This is a genomic window from Photobacterium profundum (genome assembly GCF_003026285.1).
Taxonomy (GTDB): domain Bacteria; phylum Pseudomonadota; class Gammaproteobacteria; order Enterobacterales; family Vibrionaceae; genus Photobacterium; species Photobacterium profundum.
On the sequence record NZ_PYOD01000001.1, the window covers coordinates 471,510 to 489,625 of the forward strand.

Below are 18,116 nucleotides of genomic sequence, written 5' to 3' on the forward strand. Positions count from 1 at the left end.
CATTCAAACTTATAGCTCGAAATCACCTAATTCTTCGGTATTCACTTGGCGCTCAAGAAAAGCGACTAAATCATCATGACCACCAATGAATTTACCATCAAGCATAATCTGAGGCACGGTGCGAACTGTCGTATTCGCAACTTGCTCGATGAAAGCAACCATCTCTGTTTTTTCAAGATCAGTACCGAGTACTAGTGTTGTGTACTCAGTACCGCGATCATCTAAAAGCGCCTTTGCTTTTACACAAAATGGGCAATGTGGCTGAGTAATTACAAGGTTTTTGTATTCTGATAACTGTTCAATGGTCATTGTAGACATGGTGTTCCATTTGGGCTGATTAACTTTGTAGCTGTACGATAATGGAAAGCGTGGGTCAAACACAATGGTCGAATACAATATTTCAATAAAAAACTTAGTAAAAAATCAGTTTATACGAATTGGAATACGCTGCCGTCCAAACGCTTTTTTCTTTGCAGCAAACCGTCCTGCTAGCTGATAACCACAATATGAGCACTTACCTGTGTTATCGACAGCATATTCCCCAAGTTGAAACCAGTTACGTGAAATCACTTTTTCGCTGCAATTAGGACAATAGGTACTATCCCCAGCTTCATCATAAATATTACCCACATAGGCATAATGTAATCCGTTCTTAATCGCAATTTCTCTAGCTCGCTGCACAATATAAGGCGCAGTTCTGGGCTTATCATTCATTTTAAAATCAGGATGAAAGGCACTAAAATGAATGGGAATATCGGGCCCTAAATTATCAAATACCCAACGGCTTAATGCTTCGATTTCTGCAATGCTGTCGTTTTCATCAGGGATCAATAACGTCGTTATTTCAAACCACACATCGGTTTCATGACGAAGGTACAACAAGGTATCAAGTACTGGCGCAAGGTGACCGCTACAAATCTTGTGATAGAAGTGCTCTGTAAAGGCTTTTAAATCAATATTGGCCGCATCCATATAACGGAAAAAATCGATTCTGGGCGTATCACATATATAACCTGCACTCACCGCAACACTATTGATTCCCTCTTCATGGCAAGCCTGAGCAACATCGACGGCATACTCCAAAAAAATCACTGGGTCGTTATAAGTAAAAGCGATACTGCCACAATCCTGTGATTTTGCTGCTTTGGCAATTTGTTCTGGCATGGCTTGCTGCCCTAAAGTATCAATCTTACGAGATTTACTGATACTCCAGTTTTGGCAAAATTTGCAGCCTAAATTACACCCTGCGGTACCGAAAGAAAGAACAGAACTACCTGGATAAAAATGATTGAGCGGTTTTTTCTCTATAGGGTCGATACAAAACCCACTTGAACGCCCGTAACTCGTTAATACAATCTCCCCATTATGTGCTTGCCGAACAAAACACGCTCCAAGCTTTCCATCGCGCAACCGGCAATGACGTGGACACAAGTCACACACAACACGACCATCATCTAAGCGGTGCCAGTACTGTGTTTTAAAAAAGTCTGGAGGTGATTGCATGTTTATGACTCACAAAGGAAATTCATTACCTATACTAAATATAGTTCTGTACAGAATATCTGGGTGATTTCTATGGAAATAGGCCGATGACAACTCGCCCCCCTGCAATGGCTGGTCGATTTTATGAAAAGTCAGCATCACTATTGCAACAGCAGCTTAATGATTGGTGTTCGCCACCAGTGACACATCGCGGTGTAATTCGCGCGTTAATAGTGCCGCATGCTGGTTATATCTATTCAGGTGAAGTGGCTGCAAAAGCATATTGCCAACTTCAAGCAAAAAACATTAAAAAGGTCATCTTGATAGGACCAAGTCATAGATACGCATTTCATGGTTGTGCAGTGCCTAATTCACGGTATTTTTCGACACCATTAGGAAACGTATCAATCGATACACAATCTATTGATAATTTAATTAAAATAGATGATATTAAAGTGTCAGATCAAGTTCATGCGCAAGAACACTGCCTTGAAGTACAACTGCCTTTTTTACAAACATGCTTACATCATTTTACTGTGTTGCCACTGCTTACTAGTGATATTTCCTCTATCAATGTAGCAAGGATCATTAATGACCTATGGCAACAAGAAGATACATTGCTCGTAATAAGTAGCGATTTAAGCCATTTTCATCCCTATGTGGATGCACAATGTATTGATCAAAACACCTGCTCTACCATCGAACGTTTTGAACCATCATTAACTGCAGAGCAAGCGTGTGGCTCAACAGGAATTAATGCGTTGCTACTACTGGCAAAAAAACGGGGATACCAATTAACACGAATGGAATTAAAAAACTCTGGTGATACCGCTGGAGATAAGGAGAGAGTCGTTGGATATGTCAGTTACCTCATATCAGAAATTCAATAAAGGGGAATTAACTCAACTTTTAGATATTGCTCGTGAAGCTATTCGAGGGCATTTATCAACAGGCGTCATTAAATCCCCACAACTTGATTTATACCATAAGAAATTGTTGGCGCCTTCCGCCTGCTTCGTCACATTAGAAGTTAACGGACAGCTACAAGGTTGCCTTGGTTCAACTGTTGCGTACTCGCCATTGGTACTCGAAGTACACAATAAAGCCAGAGCAAGTGCGTATGAAGATCGACGCTTTATGCCTCTCACAGAAGATCAACTCGATGATTTAACCATTGAAATTTCTGTTTTATCAGAGCCTCAAATAGTCGATATAGAGTCTGAAGAAGCGTTAATAGAATTATTAAGTTCGCATAAAGTGGGTGTGATTTTATCGAATGCCAATGAACAAGCACTGTTCTTACCACAAGTCTGGAAACAACTGCCAAAGCCACAACAGTTTGTTCGTCAACTAAAACTAAAAGCAGGTTGGAACGCCGCTTACTGGTCACCTAACATTACCGTTAAAACATTCACGGTCAGTAGTTTAAAAGGTAAATACAACACGATAAAAGGCAAATACTTCTAAATAGTGGCTATCGCCATAGTGCTAATTACGCTATGGCGAGTCTTCTGTTCCATATCAGAACACTTCATTATTATACTTTTTTATTATCCTAATTTACGTTACTTCCTCATTCACACCAGTATGATTCTCGCTCAACTGATACCAATCTACACAAGTATCTGATCATTCTTGCTGGTTAATATTGTCAATTTTTCCTGAGCAATTACCTGACCATTTACTTATCTAAAATGGTATTACCTTCCCTTTTTTACTGAGTGAGTCCTTTTCGATGAAGAAACTTCTTTCTTTTTTTGCCGTCCTTTTTTTAGCACTATCAACATTGGTAGGCTGCGCATCAACCAATACAAATAACCAACCGACAGTGACGAATGGCGATGGTGAGTGGGTTAAGATTTCAGAGAAAACCGTTAACTTTAAAACCGAAACAGACACGGTATCACCTACCCCACTTATAGGTCATCGTGCGTATTCCAAAATAAAACTGACTTGTACGCAAGGCACAGTAAACATCAAAAACATCACCGTTAATATGACTGACGGTTCATCTCAAAAATTAGATACTTTGGGTACACTGACGAACGGCATGTCAACACGCGCAATGACGCTGGCTGGTGATGACCTAAAACTAAAGTCAATCGACTTGGAATACAGTAGTGTTGGCAATGTGACACTGAATGCAGTGGGTATAACTAAAAAAGCAAAAGTGGAAATCTGGGGTAAGAAAAGCGTTAAATAATAGCATTATGCTATCAATAGGATATGACCATAGAAATGGTGCTAACTGTTTTTTCTCGTTACGTTAGCACCATTTTGAATATGTTATTTCAGCATCAACACAATATTGTCAGCATAAATACTATGATTCAGAGTCCGTTTACTTCGCTTCTAAACCATAGGGCATCGACGAGAAAACATCAGGTTGCTGTTTATAGGTAGGCGCAACATGAGCTCCTTTCCAATCTAACAACATAATGGCTAAGGTATTACGGTGCTCTCCATCGAGTAGACCCACACCACCGCTAACCGATGGTACTATGCCATGTTCACGGTTTATCGCATTTTGAATTACTTTTCGGGTTTTTAGCACAACAGGATCATTGTCTAAACCAGCCAATAAGAAATTAATACCCACCTCTGCAATCACATCCTCTTTGGCTCTTTCAATAATGGTATCGATATTTTGTCGGTAATAATCAAAAACCCATTGGTAATCTTGTTCTTTAATCGGGTGTTGGTAATATTCTGAAGCAGCAAAAATAATATGGGTTAAGCCATAGATTTTATTACCAAACAGATAAGCTGAAAGCTGGCTATCTTGATTGTCTGGATAGGCTTTTTTAAAAGCCATAATAAAATCATCTACCACATCCTGTTCACCTAGCTGACGTAACCAATATACTTGATTGGCTATTTGGGCTGCCCATGCTTTGATCATAGCTTCATTGGTCGCATACTTTTTAAAGTCGTAGCGTTCTATTACATTACGCAGCTTTTCATCTTCACGATGTTTGAGACCATATTCATTTGCACGTGCCATCGAACCTAATAGATCAACACCAAGATATAAGTATTCAGGCATATTCTTGGTTGCAGCATAACGTAATTTGCTACGCTCATCTTTTTCATCAAGATAACCATCTATGCGTTGTTTTGAGTACACAGCAATCTGTTCCGGTGTATGCACTTCAGTGGCAAATTTATTTAAGCGACTTGCAACCCGCGCCATGTCTGACCATACCGCTGCGTTATATTTCGAGTCGAGTGTTTGGCGATACATTCTTAGCCCATAATGACCAGATTTAAACGCGGGTAATGTGTAGAGTTGCGATTCGTAAGTATCACGAATCATATTGGCATCTTGCTGAAAAGTACTTGTTACCACAGACGATTCAACGCTACTTGATGTCGCTTTCACTGCTGTCGATACAATCAATCCTGTTAACAATATCGACGATATAACCGGAATAATTCGTAACTTAATGTTAGATAGAGACTTTAAGACTGAAGGTTTCATACAATTCCTTGAACATTAGCCTATTCAATAACACGATGATCTGTTGTTCTTCAACAGCTCTCTAATATTAGATGCACAAAAATGCTACCAACCAAACGTCAGGGTACGGTTAAAATGATGCCAAAAGGGAAAATGGTGTTAAAAAATGAGACATCGAACTGCTTTACCCTTAGGTATGAAAAAATGACCGCTCACTCAGCGCAATACCCAAGTTACCTCAAGGTGCTCGTTTTGGGCTCTAGGCAAGGCGCTTATTTATAGACCTAGTCGTTCTACGTTGAAAATAAGTAACACCGCATAGAGCCCAATAAAACTCGCCCTTCGGGAGTGATTCAGCGTATCTACTTCTGTGTCAAATGTGCTTGAAAGGGAATGCCATTCCTACACACATTTTCCTTGAATTAAATACGCTGATATCACTCTGAATCCTGCATCTTGAGGTAACTTGGGGATAGGTTATCTGTAAATATGTCGAAACGTAAGATTAATTCGAGGTAGCATCGGTTTGACGGTTTTAGGTACGGAATGCGCCCAGTATTGCTGAGTATCACCCGCCATGATCAATAATGAGCCTGAATGCATTGTGAACTCAATTTTTTGTTTGGTGTGCAAGTGTTTTAATACAAAACGCCGCTCTTCCCCAAAACTCACCGAAGCAATGACAGGCTGAACACCTAGCTCTCTTTCATTATCTTGATGAAACCCCATATAATCACTCCCATCACGGTACTGATTGGCGAGCACCGAATTAAACGATGTATTGGTGATCGCTTGGCAGCTTTCTTTAATCGATTGCAATGTAGTTGTCCAAGGATCGGGGTTCATAGTTAAACCCGAATAGGTATAAGGTACATCTCCACACCAAGCCTGTAAGCGGGGCTGCAGAACTTGCTTACCAAAAATACGGATGGATTCTTGCCGCCAATTTAACTCGGATAATAAACACTGAAAATAATGTTCAGCTTGCGGTTGCGCAAAGTGCTGAGGTGACCAATACAATAAGCCCTGAGGAATGGTTATCCACTCCCCTTTTGAACGACTATCGTCGGCCTCTAGCGCCGTAAATAGATCATGATTCACCATTGCCCCTCAGCCAGATGTCTTCTCGTTTACCTTGTATATCCAAGTTACCTCAAGATACTCATTTCAGCGAGAATTCATTGAACATCTGCTAATGCCGTTTATCAATGGGTAACCAGTCTTGATGTTCAGGGCCAATATAATCGGCACTTGGGCGAATAATACGATTATGATCGCGTTGTTCGAACACATGCGCTGCCCACCCAGTTAAGCGGCTTATTACAAAAATAGGGGTAAACAGTTTGGTTGGTATTTTCAAAAAATGGTACGCCGAGGCATGAAAGAAATCTGCATTACAAAACAAACCTTTTTCCCTTTTCATCACAGCTTCTATACGTTCTGAGATCGCATATAACACCGCATCATCAGCTTCTTCTGATAACAATTTCGACCAATGTTTAATTAACACATTACGCGGATCAGATTCGGTATAAACCGCGTGCCCGAACCCCATTATTTTCTCTTTCTTCGACAACATAGCCAAAATGCCCGCTTCAGCTTCATCAGCAGTTTGCCATTGTCCAATCATTGACATAGCCGCTTCATTTGCACCACCATGTAATGGACCTCGTAACGTACCAATAGCGGTGGCAATACAAGAATGTAAATCAGACAATGTCGAAGCACAAACACGCGCGGCAAATGTTGATGCGTTAAATTCATGCTCGGCATAAAGAATTAACGAACAGTGCATAACTCGTTTATGTAATTCAGACGGTGATTTATCAGTCAGCATTTTTAAAAAGTAACCACCTAAGCTATCTTGATCGCAGTACGTTTCAATACGAATCCCATGATGGCTATAACGATACCAATAACAAATAATGGCAGGAAATAATGCAAGTAAACGGTCAGCTTTGTCGTACTCTTCACCAAATTCATGTTCTTGCTCTAGATTGCCTAGCATAGAACACCCTGTTCGCATCACGTCCATTGGGTGAGCATCGGCGGGTATTTGTTCTAATACCACCTTCAATGCCAGCGGTAAGCCACGATAAGAAATCAGTACCGTTTTATAAGCATCCAATTGTGCCTGAGTGGGCAACTTTCCTTTTAACAGTAAATAAGCCACTTCTTCGAAATCAGCACTCTCTGCCAAATCAGAAATATCATAGCCCCGATAAGTAAGCCCTGTTCCCGTTTTACCCACGGTACAAATCGCGGTTGAGCCTGCGCTTTGTCCCCTAAGCCCTTCACCACTTAATACTTTATCTGGCATAACCCACTCCTTGTCGTTAAAACGCATCTCTTACATGACTAGAGATTAATAGCTCTCATTAAAGATAGGTCACATTAATATATTGAGGGTTAGCACTTTGTTTTTTATTGAGAACACAACTGTAAATCGATCCATACTAAGCGGTGATCAGAACCATCTTGTGCTCGCTCTTTACCCTTTTCATTGGTAATTAAATGGCGCAAAGGGTCTTTTTTATCTGGCCAGAACACCCCTGTTTGTTTAACGCTGAGATCCACAGACGGTAATACATAATCCAATCGTAAACCGCTTAAATGCGTCCACTCATTTGAACGACCAGAACGAGGTTGCCAAGGTCGATGAAAACGACCACCTAGGCTCTTCGGTGTAAGTGTACCCGCGCTAACTGAACGATTAATCCTGCTATGGTAAATCAAGCTTTGGATCGTGCCCTTAATACCGTCTCCATCCGCTGAGTCTGCATTTAAGTCACCCAGCACCACAAACGAATCACCCTTTGATAACCCACCATTTTTACCGTTGTCATCCACTAAATAATCAGCGTTATTGATAATATCGGTTACTAAACGTAATTCATCATGATTACGACACGCATTACGCTTTTCTTCACCATCAAAAACAGGCGGAGTTGGATGGCAACACAATAAATGAATAACCTGATTATTCACTTCTATAGGTACAACAACATGATTCTTTGACGACAAACGCAATACACTTTGTGCTTGTTCACTGTAGAAGCCTTCTGGCATACAATGCGCGGGCATGTCTCTCCATAATAGATGCTGCCAGCTGCGAATTTGATCGACTTGAATGGGGTAGCGAGACAAAATCACAAAGCTAAAATGACCATGATGTTCACCAAAACCCACCCCATCTTCCGGCAGGCTAATTACGCCATCGCCATTTAAATCAAACGGACTTAATAACCCAGTATTACTTGGCGGGCAGTATTGGTAAGGGTAGTCGATTTCGTCTTGTCCATGCTGAGGTACAGCCAAATAATGACGACGAAAATTGGCTACTGCACCGTCATCACCTCCATCGCCTGGGTGATCAAATTCGCACAGTAACAACACATCAGAACGAACAGATTGAATAATGGCTGCGAGTTTAGAGAAGCGTTTATTTTCAGCGTTGGCGGTTTGTTTAAGAATTTGTCCTGATACAGGTTCAGACATAGAGACATTAAACATGGCAACACGTAGAGTTTGGGTTAACAAGAGCCACTCAAGAAGAAAGGGATAATGGTGTGATTGTAGCGATTTAACAAACGACTGTAACCACTTTACCAGTAGCTACAGTGTCATGATTTAATCTGCCTTACTATACTCTTTCATTCCACTAAACGTGTTATTGCGAGTCGAATTTGTTTAGCGTCTTCCATGGCTCGGTGCTTTATCGGACCTTGCTCTTCCAATGCCAATTGAAAACGTGATCGCTCAATACCATTTTCTTGCATTAGCCAGTGCCCAATTTCTGTCAACATAAATGAGGGTCGCATGTGCGCCGCATGATAAAGCCGGCCTAACCAAAAAAGATCCCATTGGCTATCGCAAAAAACATGTTCAAATTTACCAAGAACAGCATTTAAATGTTGGCACACTTCAACCACTTGATTTCCTTTAATTTCAAGTTCTTTTCGTGAAATTCGATGTATTTCATGTTCAGCATAATCGTCCCAATGCTGCCATACATCGCTTGCTGTTAAAGGGTTGATGAGTAAACTTTCTCCATTACCGTCTGGTAAAGAATAACCTACTTCAATTGGGTAAGATTGATCTGATAATCCAGAAGCTTCAAAATCCAACGTCGCCCACATTGCACTCTCCCTGATGCCATTATTATTAATTATTCGATGTGAAAGACACCATCCTGTTTATCTTTCACTTTTCTCGTTGTTACTTTATCGCTCAAGCCGTCAGACAATTGAATAATCTAGCTACAAAATAACTTTAGACCGAATATGCATTGCAGGAGTAAAAATTCATCAATTACTCAGCTTCAATACAATAATTAAATAACTATGCCGTTTATGTAGCAAAAAATATGCGGTTAACTGGCAATGACGTGACGTCTTATTTCCTCTAAAATGCCTCTCTATTTTTACAATGACGTATTGAGACGAAGATGACCCCAATCATTGGTTTTGCTGGCTACAGTGGTTCAGGTAAAACAACCTTACTTGAGAAGCTGATTCCGTTGTTAAAACAGCAAGGGTTACGTATTGGTTTAGTCAAACACAGTCACCATAACATCGACCCCGATAAGCCAGGGAAAGATAGTTATCGCCTTCGTCATGCTGGTTGCGACCAAACTCTTTTAGCCACAAAATCACGCCACATGTTGTATTTCGAATATTCCGCCCCCGAACGTGACGAACCGGCATTAGCAGAATGTTTGACTCAACTAGATCACGACCAATTGGACCTTGTGTTAGTAGAAGGGTTTCGGGATGAGACATTCCCAAAAATCGAAATTCATCGCCCTGCTTATGAGAAACCTGTGTTGTACTCGAATGATGAACATATCATTGCATTCACAACCGATGAAATCGTACAAGCCAAACAGCATTGCAAACTACCAATACTCGATCTTAACCAACCACAAGACATTGCCGATTTTATTCTAACTTGGCTAGGTACCTCTAAAACAAAACAACACTATTGTCCATCTTGTGGTGAAGCTAGTTTAGCCTTTCAACCACCAAAAGTGTTTTGTTGCGATACCTGTGATTTCACGTATTTTCACAATGCAGCTGCGGCTGTTCTAGCCGGTATCTGCTATAAAGATGAAATATTGGTTGCGACTAGAGCAAGAGAGCCAGGTAAAGGGATGTTAGATCTTCCTGGAGGGTTTGTTGACCCTGATGAATCGCTTGAGCAAGCCTTAACAAGAGAGTTAGAAGAAGAACTCGATTTTATCGTGCATGATGCAAAATATATCGCGTCATACCCAAATACATACCATTACAAAAGTATTGAATATAAAACCTGTGATACTTTTTTCGTTGTTACCTTAGACGAAAAACCAGCACTAAAAGCCAGGGATGATGTAGAAAAAGTCGAATGGATCAGGCTGCAAGACATTGAACTGAATAACTTTGCATTTAATTCTGCAAAACAAGCGGTCCAACAATTAAAAGACCACGCTAGCAAGTGATTTGTTGAAGGTAGCAAGCATGTTTAATCAAAAAAATGATAACTACACCGTCATTGATTCAATCTACGCCTGCTACCTCATCTACTAAAAAAAAGAATAGGGATGATGCTTTATTAACCAGCAGACGACAACATATTATGCATAAGTACACACAGCACAGAGCCATTACACATGTTAACGTTTAATAAAAATTATATTTTCACTCAGCATTTAGATACAGCAGACAGCATCCCAGCGCCTGATTTATCTAACGATATACAGTCTGAATCAGACATTCAGCGCCTTGCTTTACTTAAAAAAGCGCAAACAAAGGGTGGCATTCAACTTCAAGAATAATGGATTACAATTCAATTTTTGATGTTAGAGCTACCATTAAAAACGCAGCCAATATTCATAAATGGCATTGTTATGAACGAATATTGGCTGCGCTTTAATTTTCTTTACTCAGATTTTAACGATGAATCAAGCGAGAAAATCATCACTCCATAATGATTGCCCTGCCCATAGCTTAACGCTAGTTTACCCGCAAAGAATGAGAACTGATGAACGTCTTTAAGCTGTTTTAAAAAGCGATTTTCGTTTTTTGATAGCTTTGGATCTTTGCAAGCTTTACGCGTTGAGCCCGGTGGCGATACTGAAATATCACCCGGCATTATCCCCGCTTTCACTGTAGTGAAATAACGGTTACAGCCCGATTGCCCAACGAATTTATTATCTTGGAAAGACAACGTAATAGGTTTTGATTGATATGCAGATTCACCGTAGCGCCAACTCTCGAGTACCCAAGAACTTCCAGCTAATGTTTTAGGACTTAGCCGTGACGTTTGCTTATTCGACTCTAATTCTTGTAACGTCGTACCATTTAATTGCCATACTCGTTCTGCCACTTCTCCTGGGCAACAAATGGAATCTTTAGGACCAACTTGCACAACATCTAAAACAATCTTGCCATTTTTAATCTTAAGATCGCGAACACGTACCCGATCACCGACAAATATGGTTGCTACATTGTCAGCTTTACCTGATGCTTGAGTTCCCGACTTTGACATAACCGCTAAATTCAAAAACTGCCCTGTTCCACCTGGAGCATAATTTAATAGCACAACAGCTTCATCTTCACCGTCACCGTTTAAATCCCCGGTCGCTTTTATACCATCAATAAGCATAACTTGCGGTGCAACTACGCCCCCAGGTTGATAGGGTTCGCCTACCCATAATCCATTATTCAAAACGACTCGACGATAAGCGCCACTTTCAAAGCCCTGATAGGCTGTATTTTTTAATGCTGAAAATGAAAATGCATCATTGCTCGCATTCATAGCCACTGGATTGATTGGATCTTGAGCCTCATTATTAAGGCAATTCAATTGCAAGCTACCCTCTGTTTGCTTTATGGCTTGGCATTGCATTTTTGTACCAAACCATTCGAGAGAGGCCTCACCTTGGTGTTCCCATAAACTGACATTTTGACCGTCATATCGAGCACCACTCGCTGTTTGAGTCGAGAAGGCTAACGCTTGATCATCACCGACGGTGATCAGTGCACTGGCAGGGTCAGTTTGATTATAAAAAACGACGGTAACGGGCTTATCAGTCATATTTTGACAATCAAAATCAACAGGCGAAGGTACTTCGATCAACCCGCCAGCAACTTGTAACGCTACTATTCGACTTTTATAGGCATATTCAACACAAGCTCGCTCGTCTTGTCCTTTCCAACACTCATTACGGCCTTTAATCCAGCCCCTTTGCATCGCTTTCATTGTTGAACGTTCTGAATCAGGAATATTCTGGAGCGCTTGCTCATAAACCTTTTTCATCTTTATGTCTAATACAGCAAGGGCATCATCCGTACAAATACGCTCTTCAACCTGACTACTTGCTTTATCACAATCAAAGCTAGGAGACGTAGCCCACAAGAACGGGCTGAAAATACTTAAGACCGTTGCCAACATTGTTAATTTTAATTGCATCAGCTTATCCTGAAAATATCTGTCTTACATAAAAGGCCCCACTAATTTGATACAGCATAGAGCACTATTGGTTCAATTTATCGTCATCGTGTCTGTTAAAATAAAGAAATTCATAATTCAACTATGCGCCTCATCACACTACATACAGAATCACTACCTAACTGTTATACCCTTCTAATTCACTGATTGTGTTACCTTGTTTTGTCACTCATGCAGTTTAATAAAGGCTGGTATACCCAAACTCCCTCAATATGCAGGATTCAGAGTTAATTGAGATTACTGGGTAAAATAAGGAGATAAAAAGAATGAAAATATCGTCTATTGGCAGTGAAGGCAGGTTGATGATGGTGGCATTACTTTGTGCTGCATTATTAATTCTAGGGCATTTACTTCTGGCAAAAAGCATTGCATATCAAGCATGGGCAGAATACACCGTCGCTACCATTCCTTTTTTGTTAATTATGATTTGTGGGGCTGCAATTCGGTATGCAGTGAAACATGACGGGGATAATTCTGAGGGCTCGTAAACAAAGAGAAAAGCCTTCACATTTATTCACTAAAGCGAGTGAAAACATGAGGGCTTTTAGATGATCTGTTATGAGGGTAAATTAACGCTCACCTTGTACCTCAAAGTCATCTGAATGTAACTTCGCAGTACCGTCTGCTTGCAATAACCAATGCTCACGATGCACAACACCAAATGCTTTATTCATTGTCCAAGATGACGTTAGAATAAAACCGTTATCACCCTTGGCTTCCCATTTCGTATCTTGATAATCAACATCGCAAAAACCATCACTCATGATTTTTTGCCAAAAAGCCTGAATTTCTTCACGTCCCGTAAATACACCAAATGGTCGAGCATGCATAACACAATCAGCTTCATATTCAGCAGCACACCCTGCAGCATTTTGGGTATTAAAAGCGATTTTCCAACGTTCAATGCCTTGCTTGCAGGCGTCTAGTACAAGAGTCTTTTGTGTGTTCATTGTCATTATTATTTCCACCATTAGTAAGATTTCTAATGACAAATATAGTGAAATAATTAACACTTAAAAACCAAACAATAAGAAATGACTGTTCTATTTTCACGAACAATATATTAGAGCAAATATAAATACGGACAATTAAAGTGAATTATCTTCGTCATATGTCAGTTTTTGCGAAAGTTGTTGAATCGGGTTCGATCAGCGCAGCGGCCGAATCACTTAACTTGTCAAAGTCTGTTGTTAGCCAACACCTTAAAGTACTTGAAGATGAGCTAGGCGTAGGGTTATTAAAACGCACAACCCGCCGACAAACATTAACACCAGCCGGAAAAGATTTTTTTGAAAAATGCCAACAAATGAATCAATTGGCGACACAAGCATGGGATAACGCCAGAGAAAGTCAAATAACTCCCAAAGGGCATATTCATATTACTGCACCTCATGCATTAATGGGAACGATCGTCGCGCCAGCGGTTGGCAAGCTCGTCGCTCAGTACCCAGAAATACAACCAACGCTATCTGCCAATGACCAACGGGTAGATTTACTCCAAACCGGAATCGATCTTGCGATACGGGTAGGCGAATCACCTGCTAGTAATCTAAAGCAACGACGTATCGGGCAGTTTCGAGATGTGCTTTGCTGCGCACCACATTTCAAAATAGGAAAAAACATAGAATTTGAAAAGTGCTTATACGTGGCAAATAGTTGGCAAAAACAAAAAGTTGTTCATCATTTTGAACGTATTAGCCAAAACACTGTAATACCGGAGTCAATTTTAACCACATTTACAGCAACCCGCTTCACGGATTCGATTCATACAGCATTAGCTTTGATTGAATCAGGGGCTGGTGTCGGTATTGTGCCTGAATTTTTATTTAGGGAGGGAGCAAAGAAAGGAACATTAAAGTCAGCAATGGTTGGATACCAGCTACCGCAAGTGACGGTTTATGCGATGCATGCGTTTAATCAAACACCGCCACTCTTGGTTAAGCTATGTTCAGATGCTATTGAAGAAGTCCTTCAACAGCAATCATAATTTTTGTAGCCTTTTTATTTCTTTGTCGCACGTTGTTGCTCTTTACGCTGTAGTTTTTCTTTACGTCGTGCTTCAATAATTTTGTCAGCTTCACCACCAACATGCTGCTCACCACGTAGGTTCGCTAGCTGAACTTGCTTTTCACGTTCACGGAAACGTCCTTTTTGCTCTTCAGTATGTTTATCAATACAGCGAGGACAACTCACACCTTTTTCAAAATGCTCATGCTGCATATCTGCATCAGTAATGGGTAAACGGCAGGCATTACAAACTGAATACTGACCTTTCTCTAACTGATGATCGACCGCTACGCGACCGTCAAAGACATAACATTCACCTTCCCACAAACTTTCTTCGGCAGGCACTTCTTCTAGGTATTTAAGAATGCCACCTTCTAAGTGATACACTTCGTCAAAACCTTGCTCTTTCAAATATGCTGTCGATTTTTCACAACGAATACCACCCGTACAGAACATGGCCACTTTCTTGTGCTTCTCGGGGTCTAGGTTCTTTTCAACGTATTCTGGAAATTCACGGAACGACTCTGTTTCAGGGTTAACAGCATGCTTGAATGTGCCAATTTCAATTTCGTAGTCATTACGAGTATCGACAACAAAGACATCAGGATCAGCAATTAATGCATTCCAATCTTTAGGCTTTACATACGTACCCACAACATGACGAGGATCGATACCTTCGACTCCCATTGTCACGATTTCTTTTTTTAATTTTACTTTGGTGCGATTAAACGGTTGGTTTTCATCAAATGACTCTTTATAAACCACATCTGCTAAGCGCTGATCTTGTTTAAACCACGCCAACAATGCATCGATACCTTCGCGAGTAGATGCAACCGTACCGTTAATGCCTTCACTTGCCAGCAATAATGTACCGCGGATTTTGTTCTTTTCCATCACGTCTGTCAGTGGTTGACGGATCGCTTCGAAATTTTCAAGTGCAACAAATTTATACAATGCACATACTACATATTGAGCCATTTTATTTCCTTTTGCGGACTGGATCGTAAATCCAGAGCAGATTGCAGACTGGTTATTACTAAAAGGAAGCCAAATACCACGCCAGATAACAAGTCGTTAGTTTCAGCTTTTAATTATATTTTATATTGAGCGGATGGATTATAGCTGAGGGAACGCACGGCAAATACTCACAGTTTAAGTGGGATTAGCTGAGATCTATTTACACAAAATATTTATGATTGATTTAGAATGTCATGATCCAGCGCTTCTTATGCTGCAATGAATTTCTTTATAATATTTTTCTTCTTTATTTTTAGGGTTTTATGATGTATTTCATTCCCAAGGCGGTTTTCCCTGCCATTGTCTTTGCCAGTTTTTCGGCACAAGCTACGACGATTAGCTTTAATGATCTTTCAGTTATGCCAGCCTCTGATATTCAAATAATTGATTGTCGTTCAAGTAATCATTACAACGGTTGGCCAGAAGACGGTGCCACTCAAGGTGGCCATATTCCAGGTGCAATCAATATTGACGCCAACTGGATCAACGATCTTTCACCGGAATCGTTACAAACTTTACTCACAGAAAAACAGATCGATACGAGAAAGCCGACGTATTTATATTGCAATGAGACGGGCAGCCAACTACTCAGTTCAGCACTTAACACGCAGGGCTTAAAAAATGTCAGTATCATCGATGAACCCCTTCAGAATTACACCGGGGAACTAGAGGCTTTACCTAAATTCCAATATCTTGTTTCACCTCAATGGGTAAAAGATGTTGTAGAAGGTAAGCAGTCAGCATTTGCACCTAAAAAAGGGTATAAATTGGTCGAGGTTGCTTGGGGCCCCCCAGGTAAATACCTTGCATCACATATCCCAACGGCTCTGTACCTTAATACCAATAGAATTGAATCTGAACCATGGTGGAATCGTGTGAGTGACGAAAAACTGACTGAGATTATTCGTGATCTTGGTATTCGTTATGACACCACCGTGATTCTTTATGGACGCGATAACACAGCAGCAGCACGTGCAGCAAGTATGATGATGTATGCGGGTGTCGATGATGTACGTTTACTCAATGGCGGTTGGACCTCGTGGGTTAACGCAGGGTTCACTACTGAACCGTTACTCAATACCAACAAGGATAAAGTCGATTTTGGTAAGACTATTCCAGCTAACCCCGAATTAATCATCGATATTCCTGAAGCAAAAGAAATGCTAACCAAACCAGAAGATGAACAATCTTTAGTGAGCATTCGTACTTGGGATGAATATATCGGTGTGACTAGTGGTTACCGATACATCAAGCCCAAAGGACGTATTGAAGGTTCAAAGTGGGGACATGCAGGTAGTGATGCAAACCATCTTGAAGATTTTCGTAACCCCGATTTAACCATGAAAAGTGCTACAGATATCACTCGTATTTGGCAGGAATGGAACATTACACCCGCACAGGATGTTTCTTTCTATTGCGGTACAGGTTGGCGTGCCTCTTCAACGTTTTTCTACGCTTACGTAATGGGCTGGGAAAATATCAGCGTATTTGACGGCGGCTGGTATGAATGGAGTGGCGATAAATCGAATCCGACCAACACCGGTGATATAAAACCACCTCAAATGATGACGCTCTAACTTAGTTAATAGACAGCGCGTTTTAGGTGATGCAAAAACGGTAGCTTATATCTCTAAGCTACCGTTTTTTTCATTGAATAACGTTTAAATTACTTACGCTGAAATATAGTAACGTCTATGGCACACCGTGCCCTTTAGACGCCGCCCATACACGGAACCACTGTTCACGTGTTAGCTCAATATTCAATGATTCAACAGCGGCTTGAACACGTTCAATTTTACCTGAACCAACAATCGCTATTGGATTAGATGGCAAGCGTTTTACCCAAGCATAAATCACTTGATCAATACTTACAGCTCCCACTTCTTGACGAATCAGCTCTAATTCATCACGCACACGAATTTGCTGTTCAGATTGACCAGAAAAAATATCGCCACCAGCAAGGCAAGACCACGCCATAGGCTTAGTGCGTTTCATTTGTAAATGATCGAGTGTACCGTCATGAACAACATCAAAATTGAGCGGATTAATCTCTACTTGATTAGTAACCAATGGTGCATCAAGGCGCGATTGCAACAAATCAAATTGTGCCGCTGAGAAATTAGAAACACCAAAATGATTCACTTTTCCTTGCTGTTTCAATTGGGCAAAGGCTTCAGCGACTTCATCAGCATCCATTAGCGCATCAGGACGGTGGATAAGAAGCACATCAATATTTTCAATATTCAAACGAGACAATGAATTATTCACAGAGCCTAAAATGTGCTCTTTACTCGTATCGTAGTGATTAATTTTTCGATCAGGGAAAGAATCGGTGCATAAATTGATATCGCACTTAGTCACGATTTCAATTTGATCACGCATGCTTGGTTCCAATGCAATGGCTTCACCGAAAAGCTGCTCGCAGCTATATCCACCATAAATATCAGCGTGATCAACCGTGGTAATACCCATTTCAACGTGCTGTTTTAGGAATGAAAGACGCTCTTGAGCGCTCATACCCCAATCGCCTAAGCGCCAATAACCTTGAACAAGCTCAGAAAACTGTGGACCTTGTGGTACTAACTCAACCTTGTTAACCATCATCATTCTCCATAAAAAACTGCCCTCATCCTATGCTGGTTTCTCAATGGCAGCAATG

The 18,116-nt window shown here is 40.7% G+C and carries 19 protein-coding genes; 8 read left to right on the forward strand and 11 right to left on the reverse strand.

Translation table 11 applies throughout. The features are described from left to right. Window positions 1-9: 9 nt before the first annotated feature. Window positions 10-318, reverse strand: coding sequence for a glutaredoxin domain-containing protein (locus C9J48_RS02090; protein ID WP_006231333.1), 309 nt, complete (start codon window positions 316-318; stop codon window positions 10-12). Window positions 319-423: 105 nt separating this feature from the next. Then, window positions 424-1,503, reverse strand: coding sequence for an AmmeMemoRadiSam system radical SAM enzyme (gene amrS, locus C9J48_RS02095; RefSeq protein WP_006231332.1), 1,080 nt, complete (start codon window positions 1,501-1,503; stop codon window positions 424-426). A gap of 86 nt (window positions 1,504-1,589) precedes the next feature. Between amrS and amrB the strand changes: the two genes are divergently transcribed. The 3 genes from amrB (at window position 1,590) to C9J48_RS02110 (ending at window position 3,685) form a co-directional block, all read left to right on the forward strand. Beyond that, complete coding sequence (gene amrB / locus C9J48_RS02100) at window positions 1,590-2,372, forward strand: AmmeMemoRadiSam system protein B (protein ID WP_006231331.1); 783 nt, start codon at window positions 1,590-1,592, stop codon at window positions 2,370-2,372. Beyond that, window positions 2,341-2,949: an AmmeMemoRadiSam system protein A gene (gene amrA, locus C9J48_RS02105; protein WP_006231330.1), complete on the forward strand. Its 609-nt coding sequence runs from the start codon at window positions 2,341-2,343 to the stop codon at window positions 2,947-2,949. The genes amrB and amrA overlap by 32 nt, the downstream gene beginning before the upstream one ends. Window positions 2,950-3,217: 268 nt before the next feature. Then, window positions 3,218-3,685 carry a DUF2541 family protein gene (locus C9J48_RS02110; protein WP_006231329.1) on the forward strand — a complete coding sequence of 156 codons (468 nt, stop codon included), beginning with the start codon at window positions 3,218-3,220 and terminating at the stop codon, window positions 3,683-3,685. A 138-nt stretch (window positions 3,686-3,823) separates the two neighbouring features. On the opposite strand, the gene C9J48_RS02115 is transcribed toward C9J48_RS02110, so the two are convergent. From C9J48_RS02115 to C9J48_RS02135, 5 genes are all read right to left on the reverse strand, one after another. Then, window positions 3,824-4,963, reverse strand: coding sequence for a DUF3541 domain-containing protein (locus C9J48_RS02115; protein WP_006231328.1), 1,140 nt, complete (start codon window positions 4,961-4,963; stop codon window positions 3,824-3,826). Between the two features lie 456 nt (window positions 4,964-5,419). Continuing rightward, window positions 5,420-6,046, reverse strand: a complete 627-nt coding sequence (locus C9J48_RS02120; RefSeq protein WP_006231327.1) for an alpha-ketoglutarate-dependent dioxygenase AlkB family protein — start codon at window positions 6,044-6,046, stop codon at window positions 5,420-5,422. 88 nt (window positions 6,047-6,134) lie between these two features. Beyond that, window positions 6,135-7,262, reverse strand: coding sequence for a bifunctional 2-methylcitrate synthase/citrate synthase (prpC, locus tag C9J48_RS02125; RefSeq protein WP_006231326.1), 1,128 nt, complete (start codon window positions 7,260-7,262; stop codon window positions 6,135-6,137). A gap of 104 nt (window positions 7,263-7,366) precedes the next feature. Then, window positions 7,367-8,440 carry an endonuclease/exonuclease/phosphatase family protein gene (locus tag C9J48_RS02130; protein ID WP_006231325.1) on the reverse strand — a complete coding sequence of 358 codons (1,074 nt, stop codon included), beginning with the start codon at window positions 8,438-8,440 and terminating at the stop codon, window positions 7,367-7,369. Between the two features lie 155 nt (window positions 8,441-8,595). Then, window positions 8,596-9,081, reverse strand: a complete 486-nt coding sequence (locus C9J48_RS02135; protein ID WP_006231324.1) for a hypothetical protein — start codon at window positions 9,079-9,081, stop codon at window positions 8,596-8,598. A gap of 308 nt (window positions 9,082-9,389) precedes the next feature. Here C9J48_RS02135 and mobB point away from each other — a divergent pair, with 308 nt between their 5' ends. Continuing rightward, window positions 9,390-10,421, forward strand: a complete 1,032-nt coding sequence (mobB, locus tag C9J48_RS28385) for a molybdopterin-guanine dinucleotide biosynthesis protein B (protein ID WP_006231323.1) — start codon at window positions 9,390-9,392, stop codon at window positions 10,419-10,421. Window positions 10,422-10,592: 171 nt separating this feature from the next. After that, window positions 10,593-10,757, forward strand: a complete 165-nt coding sequence (locus tag C9J48_RS27785; protein WP_006231322.1) for a hypothetical protein — start codon at window positions 10,593-10,595, stop codon at window positions 10,755-10,757. A 104-nt stretch (window positions 10,758-10,861) separates the two neighbouring features. Here C9J48_RS27785 and C9J48_RS02145 read toward each other — a convergent pair whose 3' ends face one another. Continuing rightward, on the reverse strand, window positions 10,862-12,394 hold the full coding sequence (locus tag C9J48_RS02145) for an META domain-containing protein (protein WP_006231321.1): 1,533 nt from the start codon (window positions 12,392-12,394) through the stop codon (window positions 10,862-10,864). Between the two features lie 305 nt (window positions 12,395-12,699). Between C9J48_RS02145 and C9J48_RS02150 the strand changes: the two genes are divergently transcribed. Then, window positions 12,700-12,921 (forward strand): hypothetical protein, encoded by a 222-nt coding sequence (locus tag C9J48_RS02150; RefSeq protein WP_006231320.1) that lies wholly within the window; start codon window positions 12,700-12,702, stop codon window positions 12,919-12,921. An 81-nt stretch (window positions 12,922-13,002) separates the two neighbouring features. Here the strand turns inward: C9J48_RS02150 and C9J48_RS02155 are convergent, their stop codons facing one another. Continuing rightward, a complete protein-coding gene (locus C9J48_RS02155; protein ID WP_006231319.1) occupies window positions 13,003-13,389 on the reverse strand; it encodes a nuclear transport factor 2 family protein in 387 nt (128 codons plus the stop codon). 137 nt (window positions 13,390-13,526) lie between these two features. On the opposite strand from C9J48_RS02155, the gene C9J48_RS02160 reads away from it, so the two are divergent. Further along, the gene (locus C9J48_RS02160; RefSeq protein WP_036803323.1) at window positions 13,527-14,420 is read left to right on the forward strand and encodes a LysR family transcriptional regulator; all 894 of its coding nucleotides are present in this window, start codon (window positions 13,527-13,529) and stop codon (window positions 14,418-14,420) included. Between the two features lie 14 nt (window positions 14,421-14,434). Here the strand turns inward: C9J48_RS02160 and trhO are convergent, their stop codons facing one another. Beyond that, a complete protein-coding gene (gene trhO, locus C9J48_RS02165; protein ID WP_006231317.1) occupies window positions 14,435-15,418 on the reverse strand; it encodes an oxygen-dependent tRNA uridine(34) hydroxylase TrhO in 984 nt (327 codons plus the stop codon). Between the two features lie 302 nt (window positions 15,419-15,720). Between trhO and C9J48_RS02170 the strand changes: the two genes are divergently transcribed. Next, window positions 15,721-17,034, forward strand: a complete 1,314-nt coding sequence (locus C9J48_RS02170; RefSeq protein WP_107253008.1) for a rhodanese-like domain-containing protein — start codon at window positions 15,721-15,723, stop codon at window positions 17,032-17,034. A gap of 115 nt (window positions 17,035-17,149) precedes the next feature. Here the strand turns inward: C9J48_RS02170 and C9J48_RS02175 are convergent, their stop codons facing one another. Next, window positions 17,150-18,058 carry an aldo/keto reductase gene (locus tag C9J48_RS02175; protein ID WP_006231315.1) on the reverse strand — a complete coding sequence of 303 codons (909 nt, stop codon included), beginning with the start codon at window positions 18,056-18,058 and terminating at the stop codon, window positions 17,150-17,152. Window positions 18,059-18,116 lie beyond the last annotated feature (58 nt).

Excerpts from the sequence above, each read along its gene's own strand:
- C9J48_RS02090 (WP_006231333.1), bottom strand. The coding sequence starts at position 318 with ATGTCTACAATGACCATTGAACAGTTATCAGAATACAAAAACCTTGTA.
- amrS (WP_006231332.1), bottom strand. The coding sequence starts at position 1,503 with ATGCAATCACCTCCAGACTTTTTTAAAACACAGTACTGGCACCGCTTA.
- amrB (WP_006231331.1), top strand. The coding sequence starts at position 1,590 with ATGACAACTCGCCCCCCTGCAATGGCTGGTCGATTTTATGAAAAGTCA.
- amrA (WP_006231330.1), top strand. The coding sequence starts at position 2,341 with ATGTCAGTTACCTCATATCAGAAATTCAATAAAGGGGAATTAACTCAA.
- C9J48_RS02110 (WP_006231329.1), top strand. The coding sequence starts at position 3,218 with ATGAAGAAACTTCTTTCTTTTTTTGCCGTCCTTTTTTTAGCACTATCA.
- C9J48_RS02115 (WP_006231328.1), bottom strand. The coding sequence starts at position 4,963 with ATGAAACCTTCAGTCTTAAAGTCTCTATCTAACATTAAGTTACGAATT.
- C9J48_RS02120 (WP_006231327.1), bottom strand. The coding sequence starts at position 6,046 with ATGGTGAATCATGATCTATTTACGGCGCTAGAGGCCGACGATAGTCGT.
- prpC (WP_006231326.1), bottom strand. The coding sequence starts at position 7,262 with ATGCCAGATAAAGTATTAAGTGGTGAAGGGCTTAGGGGACAAAGCGCA.
- C9J48_RS02130 (WP_006231325.1), bottom strand. The coding sequence starts at position 8,440 with ATGTCTGAACCTGTATCAGGACAAATTCTTAAACAAACCGCCAACGCT.
- C9J48_RS02135 (WP_006231324.1), bottom strand. The coding sequence starts at position 9,081 with ATGTGGGCGACGTTGGATTTTGAAGCTTCTGGATTATCAGATCAATCT.
- mobB (WP_006231323.1), top strand. The coding sequence starts at position 9,390 with ATGACCCCAATCATTGGTTTTGCTGGCTACAGTGGTTCAGGTAAAACA.
- C9J48_RS27785 (WP_006231322.1), top strand. The coding sequence starts at position 10,593 with ATGTTAACGTTTAATAAAAATTATATTTTCACTCAGCATTTAGATACA.
- C9J48_RS02145 (WP_006231321.1), bottom strand. The coding sequence starts at position 12,394 with ATGCAATTAAAATTAACAATGTTGGCAACGGTCTTAAGTATTTTCAGC.
- C9J48_RS02150 (WP_006231320.1), top strand. The coding sequence starts at position 12,700 with ATGAAAATATCGTCTATTGGCAGTGAAGGCAGGTTGATGATGGTGGCA.
- C9J48_RS02155 (WP_006231319.1), bottom strand. The coding sequence starts at position 13,389 with ATGACAATGAACACACAAAAGACTCTTGTACTAGACGCCTGCAAGCAA.
- trhO (WP_006231317.1), bottom strand. The coding sequence starts at position 15,418 with ATGGCTCAATATGTAGTATGTGCATTGTATAAATTTGTTGCACTTGAA.
- C9J48_RS02170 (WP_107253008.1), top strand. The coding sequence starts at position 15,721 with ATGATGTATTTCATTCCCAAGGCGGTTTTCCCTGCCATTGTCTTTGCC.
- C9J48_RS02175 (WP_006231315.1), bottom strand. The coding sequence starts at position 18,058 with ATGGTTAACAAGGTTGAGTTAGTACCACAAGGTCCACAGTTTTCTGAG.